Source organism: Streptomyces sp. NPDC050164, from assembly GCF_044459945.1.
Taxonomy (GTDB): domain Bacteria; phylum Actinomycetota; class Actinomycetes; order Streptomycetales; family Streptomycetaceae; genus Streptomyces; species Streptomyces coeruleorubidus_A.
Map to the genome: position 1 here is coordinate 288,188 of NZ_JBITJK010000004.1, position 18,789 is coordinate 306,976.

An 18,789-nucleotide genomic window follows, 5' to 3' on the forward strand; every position below is an offset into this window, starting at 1 on the left:
CGGGTACGAAAGTGCCGCAACGCCACGTCGGACACCTGCAAACCTAAGGAACACAACTGATGGAGCTCGGTCTCGTCGGCCTCGGCAAGATGGGCGGCAACATGCGCGAGCGGATCCGCCGCGCGGGCCACACCGTCTTCGGATACGACCGCAACCCGGACCTCGCCGATGTCCACAGCCTGCCGGAGCTTGTGGGCAAGCTCAGCGGCCCGCGTGTGGTCTGGGTGATGGTTCCGGCGGGCGAGCCCACGCAGTCCACCATCGACGAGCTCGCCGAACTGCTGGAGCCCGGTGACGTCGTCGTGGACGGCGGCAACTCCCGCTGGACCGACGACGAGAAGCACGCCGAGGAGCTGGCCGCCAAGGGCATCGGCTTCGTCGACTGCGGTGTCTCCGGCGGCGTCTGGGGCCTGGAGAACGGCTACGCGCTGATGTACGGCGGCGACGCGGAGAACGTCGCGAAGGTACAGCCGGTCTTCGACGCGCTCAAGCCGGAGGGCGACTTCGGCTCGGTGCACGCCGGCAAGGTCGGCGCGGGCCACTTCGCGAAGATGGTCCACAACGGCATCGAGTACGCGATGATGCAGGCCTACGCCGAGGGCTGGGAGCTCCTGGAGAAGGTCGACTCCGTGACCGACGTCCGGGAGGTCTTCCGCTCCTGGCAGGAGGGCACGGTCATCCGCTCCTGGCTGCTGGACCTCGCGGTTAACGCGCTCGACGAGGACGAGCACCTGGACAAGCTCCGGGGTTATGCACAGGACTCCGGTGAGGGACGCTGGACTGTGGAAGCCGCCATCGACCACGCGGTGCCGCTGCCGGCGATCACGGCGTCGCTGTTCGCGCGGTTCGCCTCCCGTCAGGAGGACTCGCCCCAGATGAAGATGATCGCGGCGCTGCGGAACCAGTTCGGCGGCCACGCGGTCGAGACCAAGTAAGCAACACCCGACGGTTGGGGAGGTCGGCGAAACGACCATGCACGTCACGCATCTGTCGCTGGCCGACTTCCGCTCGTACCCCCGGGTCGAGGTCCCGCTCGACCCGGGAGTGACGGCCTTCGTCGGCCCGAACGGGCAGGGGAAGACCAATCTCGTCGAGGCCGTCGGCTATCTCGCCACGCTCGGCAGCCACCGGGTCTCCTCCGACGCCCCCCTGGTCCGCATGGGCGCCGAGCGCGCGATCATCCGGGCCCAGGTGCGGCAGGGCGACCGGCAGCAACTGGTCGAGCTGGAGCTGAACCCGGGGCGCGCCAACCGGGCCCGGATCAACCGGTCCTCGCAGGTCAAGCCTCGTGACGTGCTGGGGATCGTACGGACCGTGCTGTTCGCCCCCGAGGATCTCGCCCTGGTCAAGGGCGACCCCGGTGAGCGGCGCCGCTTCCTCGACGAGCTGATCACCGCCCGCTCCCCGCGCATGGCCGCGGTCCGCTCCGACTACGACCGGGTCCTCAAGCAGCGCAACACCCTCCTCAAGTCGGCCGCGCTCGCCCGCCGGCACGGTGGGCGCAGCATGGACATGTCCACGCTCGACATCTGGGACCAGCATCTCGCCCGCGCGGGCGCCGAGTTGCTCGCCCAGCGCCTGGACCTGATCGCCGCCGTCCAGCCGCTCGCCGACAAGGCGTACGAGCAGCTCGCCCCGGGCGGCGGGCCGATCGCGCTGGAGTACAAGCCGTCAGCGCCGGGCGAGGCACACACGCGCGATGACCTGTTCGAGCAACTGATGGCCGCGCTCGCCGAGGCCCGCAAGCAGGAGATCGAGCGGGGCGTCACCCTGGTCGGCCCGCACCGGGACGACCTGCTGCTCAAGCTCGGCCAGCTGCCCGCCAAGGGGTACGCCTCGCACGGCGAGTCCTGGTCGTACGCCCTGGCGCTGCGTCTCGCCTCGTACGACCTGCTGCGCGCGGAGGGCAACGAGCCGGTGCTGGTGCTCGACGACGTCTTTGCCGAACTGGACACCCGCCGCCGTGAGCGCCTCGCCGAGCTGGTCGCGCCCGGTGAGCAGGTCCTGGTGACGGCCGCGGTCGACGACGACGTGCCGCATGTGCTGTCCGGGGTGCGGTTCGCCGTGTCCGAGGGGACGGTGGAGCGCGTATGACGGAGAACACACCGGAGAGCACACCGGAGAATCCGTCCGGGAAAACACCCGGGCCCCGGTCGCCCGAGCCGTCCGGCGTCGACCTCGCGCGCGTGGCGCTGCGCGCCGCCAAGGATGCCGCACGCGCGCGTGGGGATGCGGCGCAGCAGAAGAAGCAGGCGCGCCGCGGCGGACTGCGCTCCGGCGCGCGCGCCGACGGCCGCGACCCCATGGCGCTCGGCTCCGCGATCAACCGGCTGATCACCGAGCGCGGCTGGGAGGCCCCGGCCGCGGTGGGCGGGGTGATGGGCCGCTGGCCGCAGATCGTCGGCGAGGACGTGGCCAAGCACTGTGTGCCGGAGAGGTACGACGAGGAGGAGCACGTCCTGTCCGTGCGCTGCGACTCGACGGCCTGGGCGACGAACCTCCGGCTGCTCGCCCCGACCCTGGTCGCGCGCCTCAACGAGGACCTGGGCCACGGCACGGTGAAGCTGATCAAGGTGCAGGGCCCGGGCGCCCCCAACCGCCGCTACGGCCCGCTGCGGGCTCCCGGCAGCACCGGTCCCGGCGACACCTACGGCTGACGGGAGCCCCTCCCCGGGGCTGTCCCAAGGCCCCGCGAGGGCCCGATCGGCGCCCGTTTCCCACCGGTCGGCAACAAGTGACTGACATCACAAAAGTGGGCGTCGGCGGCCCGCTCGGGGTCCCGGCGCCTGACTCTTCGCACCACCGCACGCGGTTGCGAATCGCGACCTGACTCCGAAGTAGCCAAGGGTTGACGGCCGGAAGCGCTGAGTGCCTCCGTGAGCCCCTTGGAGCCCCCATCCGCATATCGGGAGTCGGGCAAGACCCATCGAGGGCGGCACATGCGGACTCAGGTACCGGCAAACCCCCATCAGTGTCAGTGCTACCGGTAGACTGGAAGCAATCCCGCCCCAATCGTGGGGACCGTCCGGGAAAAGCTGAGCAACGCTGATCAAGGCTTACCAACGCAACATGCCGCAGCCGCTCCGGCAACCCGCCGACGAGCCTGGCTTGTGCTGTGCCAGAAAGGGCGCTTCGTGGCCGATTCCGGCAACCCCAACGAGAACATCCCGTCCACCGATGCAGGCGTGAACAGCGAGGCGATCACCTCCAACGGCGAGGTCACCGCCTCGTACGACGCCAGTGCCATCACAGTCCTCGAGGGTCTGGACGCGGTCCGCAAGCGACCCGGTATGTACATCGGCTCGACCGGTGAGCGCGGACTGCACCACCTCGTGTACGAGGTGGTCGACAACTCCGTCGACGAGGCGCTGGCGGGCCACGCGGACACCATCGAGGTGACGATCCTCGCCGACGGCGGCGTGCGCGTCGTCGACAACGGCCGTGGCATCCCGGTGGGCATCGTCCCCTCCGAGGGCAAGCCGGCGCTCGAGGTCGTGCTGACCGTGCTGCACGCGGGCGGCAAGTTCGGCGGCGGCGGCTACGCGGTCTCCGGTGGTCTGCACGGCGTGGGCGTCTCCGTGGTGAACGCGCTGTCGTCGAAGGTCGCCGTCGAGGTCAGGACGGACGGCCACCGGTGGACGCAGGACTACAAGATGGGCGTCCCCACGGCACCGCTCGCCCAGCACGAGGCCACCGAGGAGACCGGCACGTCGGTCACCTTCTGGGCCGACGGCGACATTTTCGAGACCACTGACTACTCCTTCGAGACGCTCTCGCGGCGCTTCCAGGAGATGGCGTTCCTCAACAAGGGTTTGACCATCAAACTCACTGACGAGCGCGAGTCGGCGAAGGCCACCTCGGGGGCGGACGAGGCCGGCGCGGACGAAACCGCCGAGGTCAAGACGGTCACCTACCACTACGAAGGCGGCATCGTCGACTTCGTGAAGTACCTCAACTCCCGCAAGGGAGAGGCGGTGCACCCGACGGTGATCGACCTCGAGGCCGAGGACAAGGACAAGGGCCTCTCCCTCGAAGTCGCGATGCAGTGGAACAGCGGTTACAGCGAGGGTGTGTACTCCTTCGCCAACATCATCCACACCCACGAGGGCGGTACGCACGAAGAGGGCTTCCGGGCCGCGCTGACCTCGCTCATCAACAAGTACGCCCGCGACAAGCGGCTGTTGCGCGAGAAGGACGACAACCTCACCGGTGACGACATCCGCGAGGGTCTGACCGCGATCATCTCGGTCAAGCTGGGCGAGCCCCAGTTCGAAGGCCAGACGAAGACGAAGCTGGGCAACACCGAGGCCAAGACCTTCGTCCAGAGGGTCGTCTACGAGCACCTGAACGACTGGCTGGACCGCAACCCCAACGAGGCCGCGGACATCATCCGCAAGGGCATCGCGGCGGCCACCGCGCGCGTGGCGGCCCGCAAGGCCCGCGACCTGACCCGCCGCAAGGGCCTGCTGGAGACCGCGTCCCTGCCGGGCAAGCTCTCCGACTGCCAGTCGAACGACCCGACCAAGTGCGAGATCTTCATCGTCGAGGGCGACTCCGCCGGCGGCTCGGCCAAGTCCGGCCGCAACCCGCAGTACCAGGCGATCCTCCCGATCCGCGGCAAGATCCTCAACGTCGAGAAGGCGCGCATCGACCGGATCCTGCAGAACCAGGAGATCCAGGCGATGATCTCCGCGTTCGGCACCGGTGTGCACGAGGACTTCGACATCGAGAAGCTCCGCTACCACAAGATCATCCTCATGGCGGACGCCGACGTCGACGGCCAGCACATCAACACCCTGCTGCTGACCTTCCTGTTCCGCTTCATGCGGCCCCTGGTCGAGGCCGGCCACGTGTACCTCTCCCGTCCGCCGCTCTACAAGATCAAGTGGGGCAAGGACGACTTCGAGTACGCGTACTCCGACCGCGAGCGCGACGCCCTGATCGAGATGGGCCGCAACGCCGGCAAGCGCATCCGCGAGGACTCGGTCCAGCGCTTCAAGGGCCTCGGCGAGATGAACGCCGAGGAGCTGCGCATCACGACCATGGACCAGGAGCACCGCGTCCTCGGCCAGGTCACGCTCGACGACGCCGCCCAGGCCGACGACCTGTTCTCGGTCCTCATGGGCGAGGACGTCGAGGCCCGCCGCGCGTTCATCCAGCGCAACGCCAAGGACGTCCGCTTCCTCGACATCTGAGTCGGTCTCAGCTGACCGCACCAGGAAGGACCTTCACCAGCAATGACCGACGAGAACACTCCCGTGACGACGCCCGAGGGTGACGCCCTGGCCATGCGCGTCGAGCCCGTCGGGCTCGAGACGGAGATGCAGCGCTCGTATCTCGACTACGCGATGTCCGTCATCGTCTCGCGTGCGCTGCCAGACGTCCGTGACGGCCTCAAGCCAGTCCACCGCCGCGTGCTGTACGCCATGTACGACGGCGGCTACCGCCCCGAGCGCGGCTTCTACAAGTGCGCCCGCGTCGTCGGCGACGTCATGGGCAACTACCACCCGCACGGCGACTCCTCCATCTACGACGCGCTCGTGCGTCTCGCCCAGTCGTGGTCGATGCGCATGCCGCTCGTCGACTCCAACGGCAACTTCGGCTCCCCGGGCAACGACCCGGCCGCGGCGATGCGGTACACCGAGTGCAAGATGGCGCCGCTGTCGATGGAGATGGTCCGTGACATCGACGAGGAGACCGTCGACTTCACGGACAACTACGACGGCCGCTCCCAGGAGCCGACCGTCCTGCCGGCCCGCTTCCCGAACCTGCTGATCAACGGCTCGGCCGGGATCGCGGTCGGCATGGCGACCAACATTCCGCCGCACAACCTGCGCGAGGTCGCGGCCGGTGCCCAGTGGTACCTGGAGAACCCCGAGGCCTCGCACGAGGAGCTCCTGGACGCTCTGATCGAGCGCATCAAGGGCCCCGACTTCCCGACCGGCGCCCTCGTCGTCGGCCGCAAGGGCATCGAGGAGGCGTACCGCACGGGTCGCGGCTCCATCACCATGCGTGCGGTCATCGAGGTCGAGGAGATCCAGAACCGCCAGTGCCTGGTGGTGACGGAATTGCCGTACCAGGTCAACCCGGACAACCTCGCCCAGAAGATCGCCGACCTGGTCAAGGACGGCAAGGTCGGCGGCATCGCGGACGTCCGCGACGAGACGTCCTCCCGCACCGGCCAGCGCCTGGTCATCGTGCTGAAGCGGGACGCGGTCGCCAAGGTCGTGCTGAACAACCTCTACAAGCACACCGACCTCCAGACGAACTTCGGCGCCAACATGCTGGCGCTGGTGGACGGCGTACCGCGCACGCTCTCGCTCGACGCGTTCATCCGCCACTGGGTGACCCACCAGATCGAGGTCATCGTCCGCCGCACGCGCTTCCGGCTGCGCAAGGCGGAGGAGCGCGCGCACATCCTGCGCGGTCTGCTGAAGGCCCTGGACGCCATCGACGAGGTCATCGCGCTGATCCGGCGCAGCGACACCGTCGAGATCGCGCGCGGGGGCCTGATGAGCCTCCTGGAGATCGACGAGATCCAGGCCAACGCCATCCTCGAGATGCAGCTGCGCCGACTGGCCGCCCTGGAGCGCCAGAAGATCGTCCAGGAGCACGACGAACTCCAGGCGAAGATCACCGAGTACAACGAGATCCTGGCCTCCCCGGTCCGTCAGCGGGGCATCGTCAGCGCGGAACTGGCCGCGATCGTCGAGAAGTACGGTGACGACCGCAAGACCAAGCTGATCCCGTACGAGGGCGACATGTCCATCGAGGACCTGATCGCCGAGGAGGACATCGTCGTCACGGTCACCCGGGGCGGCTACATCAAGCGCACCAAGACCGACGACTACCGCGCCCAGAAGCGCGGCGGCAAGGGCGTGCGCGGCACGAAGCTCAAGGAAGACGACATCGTCGACCACTTCTTCGTGTCCACGACGCACCACTGGCTGCTGTTCTTCACCAACAAGGGCCGCGTCTACCGCGTCAAGGGCTACGAGCTGCCCGACGCCGGCCGGGACGCGCGCGGTCAGCACGTGGCGAACCTGCTCGCCTTCCAGCCCGACGAGGCGATCGCCGAGATCCTGGCGATCCGCGACTACGAGGCGGTTCCGTACCTCGTCCTCGCCACCAAGGCCGGACTTGTGAAGAAGACGCCTCTGAAGGATTACGATTCGCCCCGTTCCGGCGGTGTGATCGCGATCAACCTTCGTTCCATGGAGGACGGTTCGGACGACGAACTGATCGGAGCCGAGCTGGTATCGGCCGACGATGATCTGCTTCTGATCAGCAAAAAGGCACAGTCGATCAGGTTCACCGCCTCGGACGAAACCCTGCGCCCCATGGGCCGTGCCACCTCGGGTGTCAAGGGCATGAGCTTCCGCGAGGGCGACGAGCTGCTCTCGATGAATGTTGTTCGACCCGGTACGTTCGTGTTCACTGCCACCGACGGCGGGTACGCGAAGCGGACCAACGTCGACGAGTACCGCGTCCAGGGCCGCGGCGGCCTCGGCATCAAGGCCGCCAAGATCGTGGAGGACCGTGGATCTCTCGTCGGCGCGCTGGTGGTCGAGGAGACCGACGAGATCCTCGCCATCACGCTGGGCGGTGGTGTGATTCGTACGCGAGTCAACGAGATCAGGGAAACCGGCCGTGACACCATGGGCGTCCAACTGATCAATCTGGGCAAGCGCGATGCCGTTGTCGGCGTCGCACGCAACGCCGAGGCGGGACGCGAGGCGGAGGAGGTCGACGGCGACGTGGTCGTCGACGAGACCGCCGAAGGTGCCGCGACCACCGGCACGGACGAGGGTGAGGTGCCCTCGGCCGAGTAGGCACGAGGAGTGAGTCAGCGTGAGCGGAGCCACGGGCGCCGGACCGAGGGGTACCTCGAAGGGTACGGACACGGACGACGGCGGCCGTGGCTCCGCCGCGCGTGCGGCGGACCCGCACACGACCAACCTGAAGGCGATCAAGTCCCCGGCCAAGGACTCGCCCTCGCCTGACACGCATGGATCACAGGGGAGAACTGTGACGGACACCAAGGGTCCGCAGACCCAGCAGCACACCGCTGGAGCGGGCCCGTCCGCATCCGGCGCCCAGCCGCAGCCGCAGCCCGAGCCGGCCGCGCAGGAGCAGGGCACCGCCGCGCAGACGGCCTCCCCCTTGCCGGGGGAACGGCAGGCACAGCAGCAGGCCGGGCCGTACCACCCGCCGCAGGCCTACCCGGCCCAGCCGGCGGCGGCCGGTGCCGGAGCCGGTACTGCCGCCGGTGCCGTACGGCGTCCCCGCACAGGCGCCCGCACCACGCCGCGTGTCCGCAAGGCCCGTCTGCGCGTGGCCAAGGCCGACCCGTGGTCGGTGATGAAGGTCAGCTTCCTGCTCTCCATCGCCCTGGGCGTCTGCACGATCGTGGCGTCCGCCGTGCTGTGGATGGTGATGGACGCGATGGGCGTCTTCTCCACGGTCGGCGGCACGATCTCCGAGGCGACCGGCTCGAACGAGTCGAACGGCTTCGACCTCCAGGCCTTCCTGTCGCTGCCCAACGTCCTGATGTTCACGTCGGTCATCGCGGTCATCGACGTCGTCCTGGCGACGGCCCTCGCGACGCTCGGTGCGTTCATCTACAACCTGTCCGCCGGCTTCGTGGGCGGTGTGGAGCTGACGCTCGCCGAGGACGAGTAGATCCCTCGAGGATCCGTCGCTGACGGCGGATGTCGGTGTCCCGACAACCGATTTTGGGACTGCCCATGTCGTGCGCTAATCTTCAGGAGTCAGCGCGCGGGACACACACCGCACAGCGCGGCGGGGCTATAGCTCAGTTGGTTAGAGCGCATCCCTGATAAGGATGAGGCCACAGGTTCAAATCCTGTTAGCCCCACAGCGGCAAAGTGCCAGGTGAGAAGCCCGGTAGGTCCTCAGGATCTACCGGGCTTCTACATGTGTTGATCTTGTTACCCCGCTACTACCCCGTAACCTCTCCGGCTTGAGCGGGCGTCAGCACTTCAGCGCCGATGTCGGACCCTCGGTCTACGCTTGCAGCGCACCCCCCTGCCGATTCACGCGGCAGGGGGGTGTCTGTCATCCAGCCGGGACCTCCCGTTCCCGACCGGAGTCTGCCCGGCAGTCTAATCGAACGTGCATCCGAATACGTGAGTCCCTGTACCTCGTGGTGCACGCCGACGGCGCTCCGCTCGAGAAAGAGGGCAACCGGTCGGATTTTTTGTCTTGATCTACTCGGTAGTAGCGGGTGCATAAATGCACAAGCCCGGTCGAACTCCCTGTGTAGAGCCGGTGCAACCGCTTCCTGCCGCCTGTAAAACCGGCCACGCGTGGGTAGAGTGCCCGCTGGGGAGACGGACGTGACAGTTCCGCCGTCTGACGCACAACCCCAGAACAGAGCCCGGTCGGAGAGCTCGGGAGGCCTCCGGCCGGAAGGGCGCCCCCTGCCGTCTTCATCGGCAGGGGGCGTCACGCGACACAGTAAACCGCCCCACCCTCCAAATGCGGAGAGTGGGGCGGCGGCGCTCAGCCATATTCGGCCAGCGCCCTGCGAGGGCAGCGGACGCACATCACACCGCCCCCGCGCTGAGGGGGCCCACAGAGAGAAGCGGGCCCGTCGTGCCATCCCGTCACAGACGTCGGCGAAGGCCGGTGACGAGGGTCAGCGCGCGTGGGGGGCGGCTGCTTAGTTCAGTTCCCGCCCTCACCAAGATCACGCAAATTAGGGTGGACCCTAATCCCTTTTGATCATGGCACCGAGACTGTGGACGGGTGCCCCGCCCCACCCCACCCACCGAACGGGTACTCACCCGCCGACGCGAGGTGGGCGAGCAGATCCGGCGCGTGCGCGAGGAGCTGAACCTGACGCAGCCGGACGTGTGCGGCCGGTCCGGCATCGACATCGCCACGTACAGCCGTATCGAGCAAGGCCACTCGTCTCCTCTGCTGGACACCCTCATCCGCATCGCCGACGCGATGGGCGTAGACCTCGCCGAGCTCGTACGCCGCCAGGCGGCCGCCCCCGACGGGGGATGACGAGGGCGGCCGCGGCAAGGAACCCGCTATCAGCGTCGGCGCCAGCCGATAGCGGGGGCTCGGGATCCGCTGGGCGCGGACTGGCGGAACTTGCTCTTGCAGTACACCGGGCACACGGGGATGTCGCCGCCGGCGTTGGAGGCTCCCGGGTTGCTGATGGTGTCGTAGGAGCCCTTGAGCGGCTTGTCGCAGCGGGCGCAGTTCACTTGGCGTCCCCTTCCGGGGCCCTCGCGGGCCCCAAGCGGATGCCGACGGCGATCGTCTCGTTGCCGGCCAGCCGCAGGATCGCCCGCAGCATGATCTGAAGCTGGCGCTCGTCCAAGGCCTGTACGGCCGCGACGGTGGTAAGTCCGATGCCGACCATCGACAGGACCAGGCCGAGGAAGGACTGCTGCGCCCTGTCGAGGCCGAGGCCGTACTGGTGGCCGCGCAGCCCTTCGAAGTGGACCATCTCACCGTCGTCGGTGTGGATGATCAGGGCGTGCCGTACGGCTGGCACCGACAGGATCGTCCGCTCCTCTACCAGTGTCTGGACAGCCAGCCGGTCCCGGGATGTCTTCGCCGTGCGCAGTAGCTGCTCGCCGAGGGCCTGGAGCTCATCTTCCTCGGTGGGGGCCTCGTCCTCGGGCTCGGCGGGGGTCACGCCGAGACCTCCGCAGGGTGGCGGCGAGCGAGTCGAGCCGCGGAGGCGCGGGCGAGTAGTGCACGGTACGCCTCGTACAGCCTGCTCTCCTCCTCGCAGGGGAGTCCGGCGTTCCAGCCCTTGTCGTCAACGGCCCGGCACGTCCGGCACTTCAGGCAGTGGTCCGCCAGGCGCACGAACGCCCTCTGCTCGGACGTCACTTCGATCCCCGCGCTGACGATCTCGTAGTGGTCGCACAGGGCGGCCAGGACTCGGGCGAGGCGTCGGGCGTACATGACGGTGCCGGCCAGCCGGGCGAAGCTGAGCGTGGGGGCTCGGAGCTTGCCTCCTGCCTCCTCGACGCAGGCGAGGGCGCTGTAGCGGGTGGGGCTGTTCTCCGACAGCAGCCCGGCCGCCTGCTCGACCTCGGGGGCCAGCAGCTCGATGTGGCCGCGCAGTGTCGCGGTGAGCGTGTCCAGCTCGTCACCGGCCGGCGGTACGGCATCCGGGGCGTTGTCCGGGCCGAGCACCCGGTGTGCCGTCTCGCGCATCGTCGCGAGGTCAGGTGGGTCTTCGACGACTGATGTCGGGGCTGTAGCGTTCATGGTGTCGACGCTCCTCGCAGCGTGGGCCACGCCCCGGGAGGCCTCCACCTCGCCGGGGTTTTGTCGTACTGCCAGACGCTAAGAGCGTGACGTGTGCCACTTCCATTGATGTTCACGAATGTTCACACCAAACGCCTACCTCGCGGCGGTCAGGTCACGGGCGTCTTGACCGTGAAGCTCTGGGGCCGGAGGGTGTGTACATCCGTGCACACGCTGAGCGCTGGAGGCCGCAGTGGCACTACGGTTCATCGGAATCGACCCGAACACCGGACAAGGCGAGAGCCCGACCGTGTGGGTCGACGAGACCAGAGGCGAAATCGTCATCCAAGGATGGAAGCCCGACGCGGCCACCGAGGCGGAGTGTGCCGCCTTCGAGGTGCCTGGCCACGCAGTCGGGATCCCCGAGCACGAGCAGGTAGTGCGGGTGCCGGCCCGCATGGTGTCGATCCTGAGGGAGGCGTGCGATGCAGCAGAAGCTGCCCAGCTTCGCTGAACTCCTGGACGATGCCACGGAGTCGGCCGTCCATCTGGAGATGCGGGACTCCTACGGCGTCGCAGCCGAGGCCGAGGCGTTCGCCCGCTGGAAGGAGACGGGCGAGGTCGACACCGACCCCGAGTCGGCGTACTGGCTGCCGTGGACCCAGCTGATCCGCCGCACGGTTGCCCGCGGTGTCCAGGTGCGACGGGCGCGCATCGTGTCCGAGCCGGTCAGCGACTACATCAGGTACGAGCACGCCGGGACCGTCGTCAACGTGACGGCCGGCGAGCAGGTGCGATGGCTCCCCCGTCGTCAGGCCAGCGACATCGCCCTGCCGGGCAACGACTTCTGGCTGATCGACGGGCGCCTCATCCGGTGGAACCACTTCACCGGGGACGGCGCCAGCGCGCCCGGAGAAATCAGCGAGGACGGGGCCGCGGCTCAGCTGTGCGTGGCAGCGTTCGAGGCCGTGTGGGCGCGAGCCATCCCGCACGACGACTACAAGATCCACTAACGCGAAGGGCCCGGCCGCACCACATGGCTACCTCCCCGTCCTCCTCGGCCCAGGAAGCGCGCGAACGCGTCGCGCGCCGCCTCCGAGACCTGCGCGCTGACGCAGGCCTCACTGGGACCGAGCTGGCCACGCGGTGCGGCTGGACCCACCCCAAGACCTCTCGCCTGGAGAACGCCCGTACCCCGCCCACTCCGGACGACATCCGCCGGTGGTGCGAGGCCTGCGGATTCCCCGAGCAGGCTCCCGACATCATCGCCCAGTCCAGAGACGCCGAGTCGGCCTATATGGAGTGGCAGAGGCAGGTCCGCGCAGGCCTGAAGCGACTCCAGGACAGTTACCTGGACCTGTACCGCAGCACGGAGCTCTTTCGGGTCTACTCACCCACCCTGGTACCTGGCCTCCTCCAGACCGAGGGATACGCCCGGGCCGTGCTGTCCGGGGTGGCCGAGTTGTTGGCCATCCCCAACGATGCCGACCAGGCCGCGGCCGCCCGGATGGAGCGCTCGAAGATCGTGCACGAACCCGGCCACCGGTTCGTGATGGTGATCGAGGAGAGCGTCCTCTACTACCAGCTGGGTGACGCCGACGCGATGGCCGCTCAGCTCGGCTACCTCCTCACAGCCGGCGCCCTGCCGTCCGTGTCCCTCGGCATCATCCCGAAGGGCGTGCGACGGACACTGTGGCCGCAGGAGGTGTTCCACGTCTACGACGACCGGCTGGTCTCCGTGGAACTCATGTCCGCCCGTGTCCGCGTCACTCAGCCGTCGGAAGTGGCTCTCTACGTGAAGGCCTTCGAGCAACTGCGTACCATGGCCGTGTACGGCAGCGACGCCCGCGCGCTGATCCTCCGCGCGATCGAAGCCCTGCACTGAGCCCGGCGACGACGAAGAGGCCCCCTCCCGCCCGAAGGCGAGAGGGGGCAAACCGGTTCAGCGGAGGAACAGAGCCACGGCGCCGGTCGCCGCGCCGGCAATGCCGGTCACAGCAGCGAGGGACGGCAGCGGCCAACGGCTCTTCTTCAGCGCTTCAACCTCGGCGCGCAGTTCGCCGAGCTCCTTGTCCGTGTCGGCCCGCAGCTGCTTCACGTCGGCGTCCGTGCGGTTGGTCCGTTCCACCAGGACAGCGAGCGTGCCCTTAATGTCGGCGAACCCCGTGTTGATCTCCCCTCGCAGCTGCGCCAGTTCGACCGCGACGGCCGTCGACTCCGGCGGGGTCACCGCAGCGTCCCGCCGCCCCGCTCCACGACACCAGCGACGTGGCGGGCGAGCTCGTCCGCGTCGAAGCTGAGCCGAACCTTGAGCGGGACCGTGGCCGGCTGCTCGTACTGCGGCGGCTTGGCCCAGCCCAGCAGCAGCCCCGCGAGCGTCCGCAGCGGCTCCCACCCGATCCGGTCGGCCAGTTCCTCCAAGGCGCGCCACAGCGCGTAGTACCCGGCGGTGAGCCCCGCGGTGACGTACGCGGCCGCGGTGGCGTCGTCGAGGTCCAGGCCGACGCGGGCCGCCAGACCGAGGACGAGGCCGGCCACGATCGGGACGACCGTGCGCATGAGAGAGGTGAACAGGTTCATGGACTACTCCGTGACGTCGAAGCCGCGGCGAGCGCCGAGCTTGGTGAGACTGGACTTGCCGGGGATGCCGTCGGCGTCGTCGCCGCGCCAGCCGCAGCGGCGCTGCCACGCCGCGTAGGCCGTAACGGTGGCCGTGCCGAAGTGGCCGTCCGCGAGCGAGCGCGCGAGCAAGCCCTCCTTCACCAGGGCGTCCTCGACGGTCTTCACGCCCGCGTACGACACGGGCGTGCCCTTCCTCGGCGGATCGGCCAGCGCGGCGGCGCGGACCTTCGAGCAGTCGACTACCGGCCGGGCTGGGGCGGAAGGCTTCGGGGCCGTCGGCTTCCCGCCGCCCGGGCGGGGCGCGCCCGCCTTCACCCAGGCGTACAGCGGGCCGCCCGGGCACGCGGTCGGATACCCGTCCTTGTGGCCCTTGGTCTCCGGGCCGGCGCCGTGCTCCTGGAGCTGCTCGATCGCGTCCCGGATCGCGTTGAGCAGCTCGTCGGTCGGCTCGGTCAGCCCGCCGGAGCCGATCAGCCCCAGCACGGCGTAGTGCGCCTTGTTCAGGGCCTGGTTGCCGTTGGCTCCGGTGCGGCGGCCGACGCCGCGGCCCTCCAGGACGTAGCCGTGCACGCAGGCCGCGTAGTTGTAGGCCACGTCCGAGTAGCCCTCGGCGACGTTGGCGAGGTGGGCGGCCCGGATGTCCCGCCACAGCTGGAGGCACCCGGAGTGGTCCTTCAGCAGGCTGGTCGGGACGTGGCCGCCGGTGTAGTGGACCTTGACGCCCTTCGCGGTGGGCTGGGTCGGCGCGGCCGAGGCGGGCCAACCCAGCTGCTTCCGGGTGATGAGGTGCATGGACCCTCCTGGGCATGAAAAAACCCCGGCCGGGCGGCGCGGGGCGTACGAGGGGGGAGCGGGGTCAGGGAGTCGGGGTCATCGACTCCGAGTACGAGTACGACCGAGTCGCGGACAGCAGCCGGAAGCGCGGCGAGGCCGCGAGCAGGTCGACGAACTGCTGGACGATCGCGGCCACACCAGGCGCGTCGGGGTTGTCGGTCGTCGCCGTCACGCTGAACGTCACCGGATAGTCGGCGACCGTCTCGACGCTGCTGACGGCCACCTGCCACTCACTCCGAGATGGTCCTTCAGGGGTGCCGAGGGGCACGAGCGCCTCCTAGTTGTCGATGATGAAGTCCACGTGCAACCGCAGGTTGCGGTTGTTCGTGATGTCGCTGGACGCGGTGCGCAGGGTGACGATGCCGTCCGTGCCGATGACGAACCCGCCCTCGCTGGAGCCGTCGTCCCAGTCCCCGTTGATGGTCCCGTTGGTGGGCCGCCACCCGGCCGGCACGGTGCAGACCTGGGTGTCGCCGATGTTGCCGGTGGTGGCGGTGATCGTGCCGCCCGTGCGGAGCATATAGATGTCCAGCACGATGTTCCGGCCGGTCCGGTAGCCGCGGAAGTCGTTCACCGCGAACCCCGCCGCCGCCACGAGACCGGCGTCCGTGGTGATCGTCGGCGGGCCGTCGTTCAGCCGCGTGTCCGTGATGATCATGCCGGGCTGGAACAGCGTCACAGAAGCCTCCTCACAGTGCCACGACGGCAGGTTGAGCGAGATTCACCAGCGTGCCCACGGAGTGGGCCTTGACGATCCCGTTGACGCTGCGTTCGACGATCCATCTCTGCGGAGTGCGCAGATGGAAGTTGTCATACCGCGTCTGCGGGTTGGTGTTGGTGTTCGCCGAGCTGAGGATCGATCGGACCCCGATCACTCCGGCGGCAGTCAGGTCGGTGTCGGTCGCTGTCACCTGCCAACCGGGCTCACCGGCACCAACGGCCCAGATCTTGGCGCGCAGTACACTGCCGGCCACCGCGAACCGCAGCCGCACGAAAGCCCCAGCGGCGTGCGTCAGCGCGGTGGTGACCTCCGCCAGTTCAGTCTCGGTGCCGCCCACGCGCTTGCGCAGGCTGAGGATGACCTGCTGGCTGGCACTGAACGCGAGCCGAGCGGTGTAGAGGTTGTTGCCGTCGGAGCACCGGGCCATCAGCCCGCCGGACTGGTAACCCCCCGTGGACAGCACGCTGGTGGCGATATCCACGCACAGGTCGACGTCGGCGGACGGCGCCGGGAGAGTGCAGCGCCTGCTGACGTTCACCGAGGTCATCGTGTGAGTGCCGGTGCCAGAGCTGACCGCGTAGTCAGAGGCACCGCCGCCGATCATCGTCCACGTTCCGCCCGCGTCCGCGCTGCCCCAGTCCCCCGAGGCAGTGCGGCCGAAGGTGTCCCACACGGCCGGTTCGATGCCCGTCGCCCGCACTACTTCGCCGCCCAGGCGGACGTCGAAGGGGAACTCGCTTGGGAGGTTGGGATAGCTGGCCGGGGCGCCGTTGGAGTAGATCCACGGCTGGCGCTCGACGATCTCCCCGTTGGGCGGGACGTGGGTGAGCAGCGTGGTCGCCGTGTCCGTCACGGCCGACACAAGCTCGGTGCGATCGCTATCGACGCGACCCAGCTGGTCGTCGCCCACCACCGCGACCGTCCAGGGCGCCCCCGGGGTGCAGTTGAAGACGATGTCCCACTGGAACTCACTGCTGAACGTCTCCTCGTAGCCCTGCACGATCAGCTCAATATCGCCCGGGGCCAGCCACGGTGGCGGGTTCCGGATGACGATCTTGTCGCCGACATCCACCGCGAGGATCTGGTCCGCGAGCTGCGGCGCCTGGTGCACCATTACGTGTACCTGCGGATAGCGGCGCCCCTCGTACGTCCCGTGATGCAGGCGCCAATACGCCTGGGGCTCGGTCTGGTCGTCGCTGTGCAGGTTCAGCGTCACCGACGTGTCGTACGGTCCCACGCCGTTCGGCGGGGCCTGCATGGACAGCGCCCCCTCCTCAAGCACCGCACGCGCCGAAGAGCCGCCCGTGCGGGACACCGTGACATCGTTCGCCGTGGCGTCATCGTCACCCGTGGGCTCCAGAGGCGGGGCCAGCCCGGGCGCCGTGTAGTCCAGCACCAGTGCGGGCGTCTGGTTGTACATGCTGGCCCGGTCGCGGTAGCGCAGCGCGGGCCGCTCGCGGTCCTCGTAGAGGATTCCGCCGTCGGCGTCGGCCGCGTCGTGGAGCAGGGTGAGCATGGCGTCCGGGCGTTGCGGGCCGACTAGTTCCTGCTCGGAGACGACACCGCACACGGTCAGCGGGAGGTTCTCCTCGGTGGCCAGGCGTTGCATGCGCTCGCCCGCGGTCTCACCCGTCCACGCCTCGATCGCTCCCTCGTAGGCGGTGGTGCCGTTGCCGCCGATCCACGGCGCCCAGGCGGAGATGTGCCCGAGTGCGAGGCCGTTGAGGTTCGGAGAGTAGCCATCCGGCGGTGAAGCGACAGCGGTGGGGCGGCCCACGGTCCCGGCGAAAGTGCCGTCAGCTTGGCCGGCATCGCCGCCGACGTCGGTGAACACCACCCTCCAGTCGACGTTGCTGCCGTCCTGGTTCACCTCGAAACGGACCTGGATCCACTGGCCGAACAGGTCCGGGCCGGTGGAGAAGCTGTTGGTGAAGACGGTGCCGCCGTCGTCGTCCTTGCCGATGATGCGGATCTCGGTATCGCGTTGCTGGATGTACCACTCGCGTACGGTGCCGGTGCTCAAGATCCTCATGTAGGTGTTGAGCGTGGTGTTGGCCTGGTCCAGGCGGTAAATCCACTGCACCTGCCACGACGTCTGCGTGGTGGCGGGGGCGGGGATCCGGCCGTACATCATGGGCAGCTTGCCCCCACCGGAGGCGAGCACGGGCAGCGGGTTCGACGAGGGCAGGCTGTCCGCGCTGGCCCAGTCCACGCGCGACAGGGACAGCGGCCGGACACCGGCGATCGGCGAAGCGGCCTGGGTGGCGGTTTGGCCGTCCTCGAGCGGCCAGTACGCCAGCGGCCCGTACGAGGGGATCCGGCGACGCAGCGTGGAGTCCAACGCCTTGGTGCCACGGCCCAGGCGGCGCAGGATTCCCGCAGTCTGCGCCTCCACCCACACGTGCGTGCCGGAGGGGTGCCAGCGAGTCGGGTAAGCGGCCAGCTCGTGCGACAGGCGCACGCGCCGGTTGCTGATCGACGCGGGGCTGCCCACCGTCCACGTCAGCCCCGCAGCGTCCACAAAGGAGGCTGCACCGACCGCCTGAGCGGTGAAGTCCGGGCTGGCCACGACCAGGCCGCCGATGCCGTTGCGGACCTCCGCCTTGTGGACACGGCCGATGGGCTGCGTGAAGTTGACGTCCGTCGCGCGGCCGATCCGCAGCGGCAGCGTGCTGTTGAAGATGCTGGTGGTCCCGGCCTGCACGACGGAGCCCGGCATCTGCGTCCAGGGCCCGGCCAGCGTCGGCGCCGTATAGAAGGTGATCGTCCGCCCGCCCGCGCCGTTGTTGACATCCAGCGTCGCCCGCAGCGCCATGCGGCCACTGGCCGGGACTGGCAGCGGCACCAGCGACGACGCCGATAGTGCAGCAGACCCGTCGGCCGACCACTCGAAGTAGGCGGACCCGTTCCGCGTTCCCAGGAACCAGCTCTTCGTGCCGGCCGCGAGGCCCAACTTGCCGATGAGCTGGGTGGTGTTGAGGCTCGTGTCGTAGGCCGTCCAGTTGCTGAGGGTCGCGTCCACCCGGACGTCAATGTCGCCGGTGATGTCCAGGGCCGCAGTGTCCGGGGTGGAGGCCAGGGCGTTGACGGAGCCGGGCAAGTCGAGCGCCGGTGACCCGGCCCCGATCGACAGGCGGAACGGGGTGTTGCGCCCGAACTGGCCGTAGTACGGGCCCATCGGATTGTCCGGGCTGAACTGGCCGTTCGTGTTGTTCAGCAGCGGCTGGCAGGAGGAGGGGTCCACGCGGGCGCCCTGGTCCTGGCGCCCGCGCGTGTGCGTGAGGGCCTGCCGCTGGAGCAGGTTGCCGGTCGCGTCCACCCACACGCCACCGATCTGGAGCTCACCACGCAGGTCCAGTTCCACGACTCCT

At 68.9% G+C, this 18,789-nt stretch carries 19 protein-coding genes and 1 tRNA gene; 11 read left to right on the top strand and 9 right to left on the bottom strand.

Going from position 1 to position 18,789, the window contains the following annotated elements; translation table 11 throughout:
• The first annotated feature begins 59 nt into the window (after positions 1-59).
• The 8 genes from gnd (at position 60) to ACIBNA_RS09225 (ending at position 10,035) form a co-directional block, all read left to right on the top strand.
• Complete coding sequence (gene gnd, locus ACIBNA_RS09190) at positions 60-935, top strand: phosphogluconate dehydrogenase (NAD(+)-dependent, decarboxylating) (protein WP_150481915.1); 876 nt, start codon at positions 60-62, stop codon at positions 933-935.
• A 37-nt stretch (positions 936-972) separates the two neighbouring features.
• Positions 973-2,094: a DNA replication/repair protein RecF gene (gene recF, locus ACIBNA_RS09195; protein ID WP_399164582.1), complete on the top strand. Its 1,122-nt coding sequence runs from the start codon at positions 973-975 to the stop codon at positions 2,092-2,094.
• Positions 2,091-2,657, top strand: coding sequence for a DUF721 domain-containing protein (locus tag ACIBNA_RS09200; RefSeq protein ID WP_399164583.1), 567 nt, complete (start codon positions 2,091-2,093; stop codon positions 2,655-2,657). Before recF ends, ACIBNA_RS09200 begins: the two co-directional genes overlap by 4 nt.
• 477 nt (positions 2,658-3,134) lie before the next feature.
• Positions 3,135-5,195 (top strand): DNA topoisomerase (ATP-hydrolyzing) subunit B, encoded by a 2,061-nt coding sequence (gene gyrB / locus ACIBNA_RS09205; RefSeq protein ID WP_274817620.1) that lies wholly within the window; start codon positions 3,135-3,137, stop codon positions 5,193-5,195.
• 42 nt (positions 5,196-5,237) lie between these two features.
• Positions 5,238-7,832, top strand: coding sequence for a DNA gyrase subunit A (gyrA, locus tag ACIBNA_RS09210; protein ID WP_399164584.1), 2,595 nt, complete (start codon positions 5,238-5,240; stop codon positions 7,830-7,832).
• 19 nt (positions 7,833-7,851) lie between these two features.
• Positions 7,852-8,682, top strand: coding sequence for a DUF3566 domain-containing protein (locus ACIBNA_RS09215; protein WP_399164585.1), 831 nt, complete (start codon positions 7,852-7,854; stop codon positions 8,680-8,682).
• A 122-nt stretch (positions 8,683-8,804) separates the two neighbouring features.
• Positions 8,805-8,878, top strand: a tRNA-Ile gene (locus tag ACIBNA_RS09220).
• Positions 8,879-9,771: 893 nt separating this feature from the next.
• The gene (locus tag ACIBNA_RS09225; RefSeq protein ID WP_399164586.1) at positions 9,772-10,035 is read left to right on the top strand and encodes a helix-turn-helix domain-containing protein; all 264 of its coding nucleotides are present in this window, start codon (positions 9,772-9,774) and stop codon (positions 10,033-10,035) included.
• A 29-nt stretch (positions 10,036-10,064) separates the two neighbouring features.
• Here the strand turns inward: ACIBNA_RS09225 and ACIBNA_RS09230 are convergent, their stop codons facing one another.
• The 3 genes from ACIBNA_RS09230 to ACIBNA_RS09240 are packed head-to-tail and all read right to left on the bottom strand — an operon-like array spanning position 10,065 to position 11,262.
• Complete coding sequence (locus ACIBNA_RS09230) at positions 10,065-10,241, bottom strand: hypothetical protein (protein WP_399164587.1); 177 nt, start codon at positions 10,239-10,241, stop codon at positions 10,065-10,067.
• On the bottom strand, positions 10,238-10,678 hold the full coding sequence (locus tag ACIBNA_RS09235; RefSeq protein ID WP_399164588.1) for a hypothetical protein: 441 nt from the start codon (positions 10,676-10,678) through the stop codon (positions 10,238-10,240). Before ACIBNA_RS09235 ends, ACIBNA_RS09230 begins: the two co-directional genes overlap by 4 nt.
• Positions 10,675-11,262 (bottom strand): DUF6415 family natural product biosynthesis protein, encoded by a 588-nt coding sequence (locus tag ACIBNA_RS09240; RefSeq protein ID WP_399164589.1) that lies wholly within the window; start codon positions 11,260-11,262, stop codon positions 10,675-10,677. The genes ACIBNA_RS09235 and ACIBNA_RS09240 overlap by 4 nt, the downstream gene beginning before the upstream one ends.
• Before the next feature lie 232 nt (positions 11,263-11,494).
• On the opposite strand from ACIBNA_RS09240, the gene ACIBNA_RS09245 reads away from it, so the two are divergent.
• The 3 genes from ACIBNA_RS09245 to ACIBNA_RS09255 are packed head-to-tail and all read left to right on the top strand — an operon-like array spanning position 11,495 to position 13,126.
• Positions 11,495-11,755 carry a hypothetical protein gene (locus ACIBNA_RS09245; RefSeq protein WP_399164590.1) on the top strand — a complete coding sequence of 87 codons (261 nt, stop codon included), beginning with the start codon at positions 11,495-11,497 and terminating at the stop codon, positions 11,753-11,755.
• Positions 11,727-12,254, top strand: coding sequence for a DUF6879 family protein (locus tag ACIBNA_RS09250; RefSeq protein ID WP_399164591.1), 528 nt, complete (start codon positions 11,727-11,729; stop codon positions 12,252-12,254). The genes ACIBNA_RS09245 and ACIBNA_RS09250 overlap by 29 nt, the downstream gene beginning before the upstream one ends.
• A 23-nt stretch (positions 12,255-12,277) precedes the next feature.
• Positions 12,278-13,126 (top strand): helix-turn-helix domain-containing protein, encoded by an 849-nt coding sequence (locus tag ACIBNA_RS09255; protein ID WP_399164592.1) that lies wholly within the window; start codon positions 12,278-12,280, stop codon positions 13,124-13,126.
• Positions 13,127-13,183: 57 nt separating this feature from the next.
• On the opposite strand, the gene ACIBNA_RS09260 is transcribed toward ACIBNA_RS09255, so the two are convergent.
• The 6 genes from ACIBNA_RS09260 to ACIBNA_RS09285 all read right to left on the bottom strand — a co-directional run bounded on the left by ACIBNA_RS09260 (position 13,184) and on the right by ACIBNA_RS09285 (position 18,782).
• Positions 13,184-13,471 (bottom strand): hypothetical protein, encoded by a 288-nt coding sequence (locus tag ACIBNA_RS09260; RefSeq protein ID WP_399164593.1) that lies wholly within the window; start codon positions 13,469-13,471, stop codon positions 13,184-13,186.
• Positions 13,468-13,821, bottom strand: coding sequence for a hypothetical protein (locus ACIBNA_RS09265; RefSeq protein ID WP_399164594.1), 354 nt, complete (start codon positions 13,819-13,821; stop codon positions 13,468-13,470). Before ACIBNA_RS09265 ends, ACIBNA_RS09260 begins: the two co-directional genes overlap by 4 nt.
• A 3-nt stretch (positions 13,822-13,824) precedes the next feature.
• Entirely contained in the window at positions 13,825-14,655 is an 831-nt protein-coding gene (locus ACIBNA_RS09270) for an N-acetylmuramoyl-L-alanine amidase (protein ID WP_399164595.1), read from the bottom strand.
• A gap of 64 nt (positions 14,656-14,719) precedes the next feature.
• Positions 14,720-14,920, bottom strand: a complete 201-nt coding sequence (locus ACIBNA_RS09275; protein ID WP_399164596.1) for a hypothetical protein — start codon at positions 14,918-14,920, stop codon at positions 14,720-14,722.
• A 54-nt stretch (positions 14,921-14,974) separates the two neighbouring features.
• Positions 14,975-15,376, bottom strand: a complete 402-nt coding sequence (locus ACIBNA_RS09280) for a hypothetical protein (protein ID WP_399164597.1) — start codon at positions 15,374-15,376, stop codon at positions 14,975-14,977.
• A 10-nt stretch (positions 15,377-15,386) separates the two neighbouring features.
• Positions 15,387-18,782, bottom strand: a complete 3,396-nt coding sequence (locus ACIBNA_RS09285; RefSeq protein ID WP_399164598.1) for a hypothetical protein — start codon at positions 18,780-18,782, stop codon at positions 15,387-15,389.
• Positions 18,783-18,789 lie beyond the last annotated feature (7 nt).

Excerpts from the sequence above, each read along its gene's own strand:
- gnd (WP_150481915.1), top strand. The coding sequence starts at position 60 with ATGGAGCTCGGTCTCGTCGGCCTCGGCAAGATGGGCGGCAACATGCGC.
- recF (WP_399164582.1), top strand. The coding sequence starts at position 973 with ATGCACGTCACGCATCTGTCGCTGGCCGACTTCCGCTCGTACCCCCGG.
- ACIBNA_RS09200 (WP_399164583.1), top strand. The coding sequence starts at position 2,091 with ATGACGGAGAACACACCGGAGAGCACACCGGAGAATCCGTCCGGGAAA.
- gyrA (WP_399164584.1), top strand. The coding sequence starts at position 5,238 with ATGACCGACGAGAACACTCCCGTGACGACGCCCGAGGGTGACGCCCTG.
- ACIBNA_RS09240 (WP_399164589.1), bottom strand. The coding sequence starts at position 11,262 with ATGAACGCTACAGCCCCGACATCAGTCGTCGAAGACCCACCTGACCTC.
- ACIBNA_RS09250 (WP_399164591.1), top strand. The coding sequence starts at position 11,727 with ATGCAGCAGAAGCTGCCCAGCTTCGCTGAACTCCTGGACGATGCCACG.
- ACIBNA_RS09255 (WP_399164592.1), top strand. The coding sequence starts at position 12,278 with ATGGCTACCTCCCCGTCCTCCTCGGCCCAGGAAGCGCGCGAACGCGTC.
- ACIBNA_RS09265 (WP_399164594.1), bottom strand. The coding sequence starts at position 13,821 with ATGAACCTGTTCACCTCTCTCATGCGCACGGTCGTCCCGATCGTGGCC.
- ACIBNA_RS09270 (WP_399164595.1), bottom strand. The coding sequence starts at position 14,655 with ATGCACCTCATCACCCGGAAGCAGCTGGGTTGGCCCGCCTCGGCCGCG.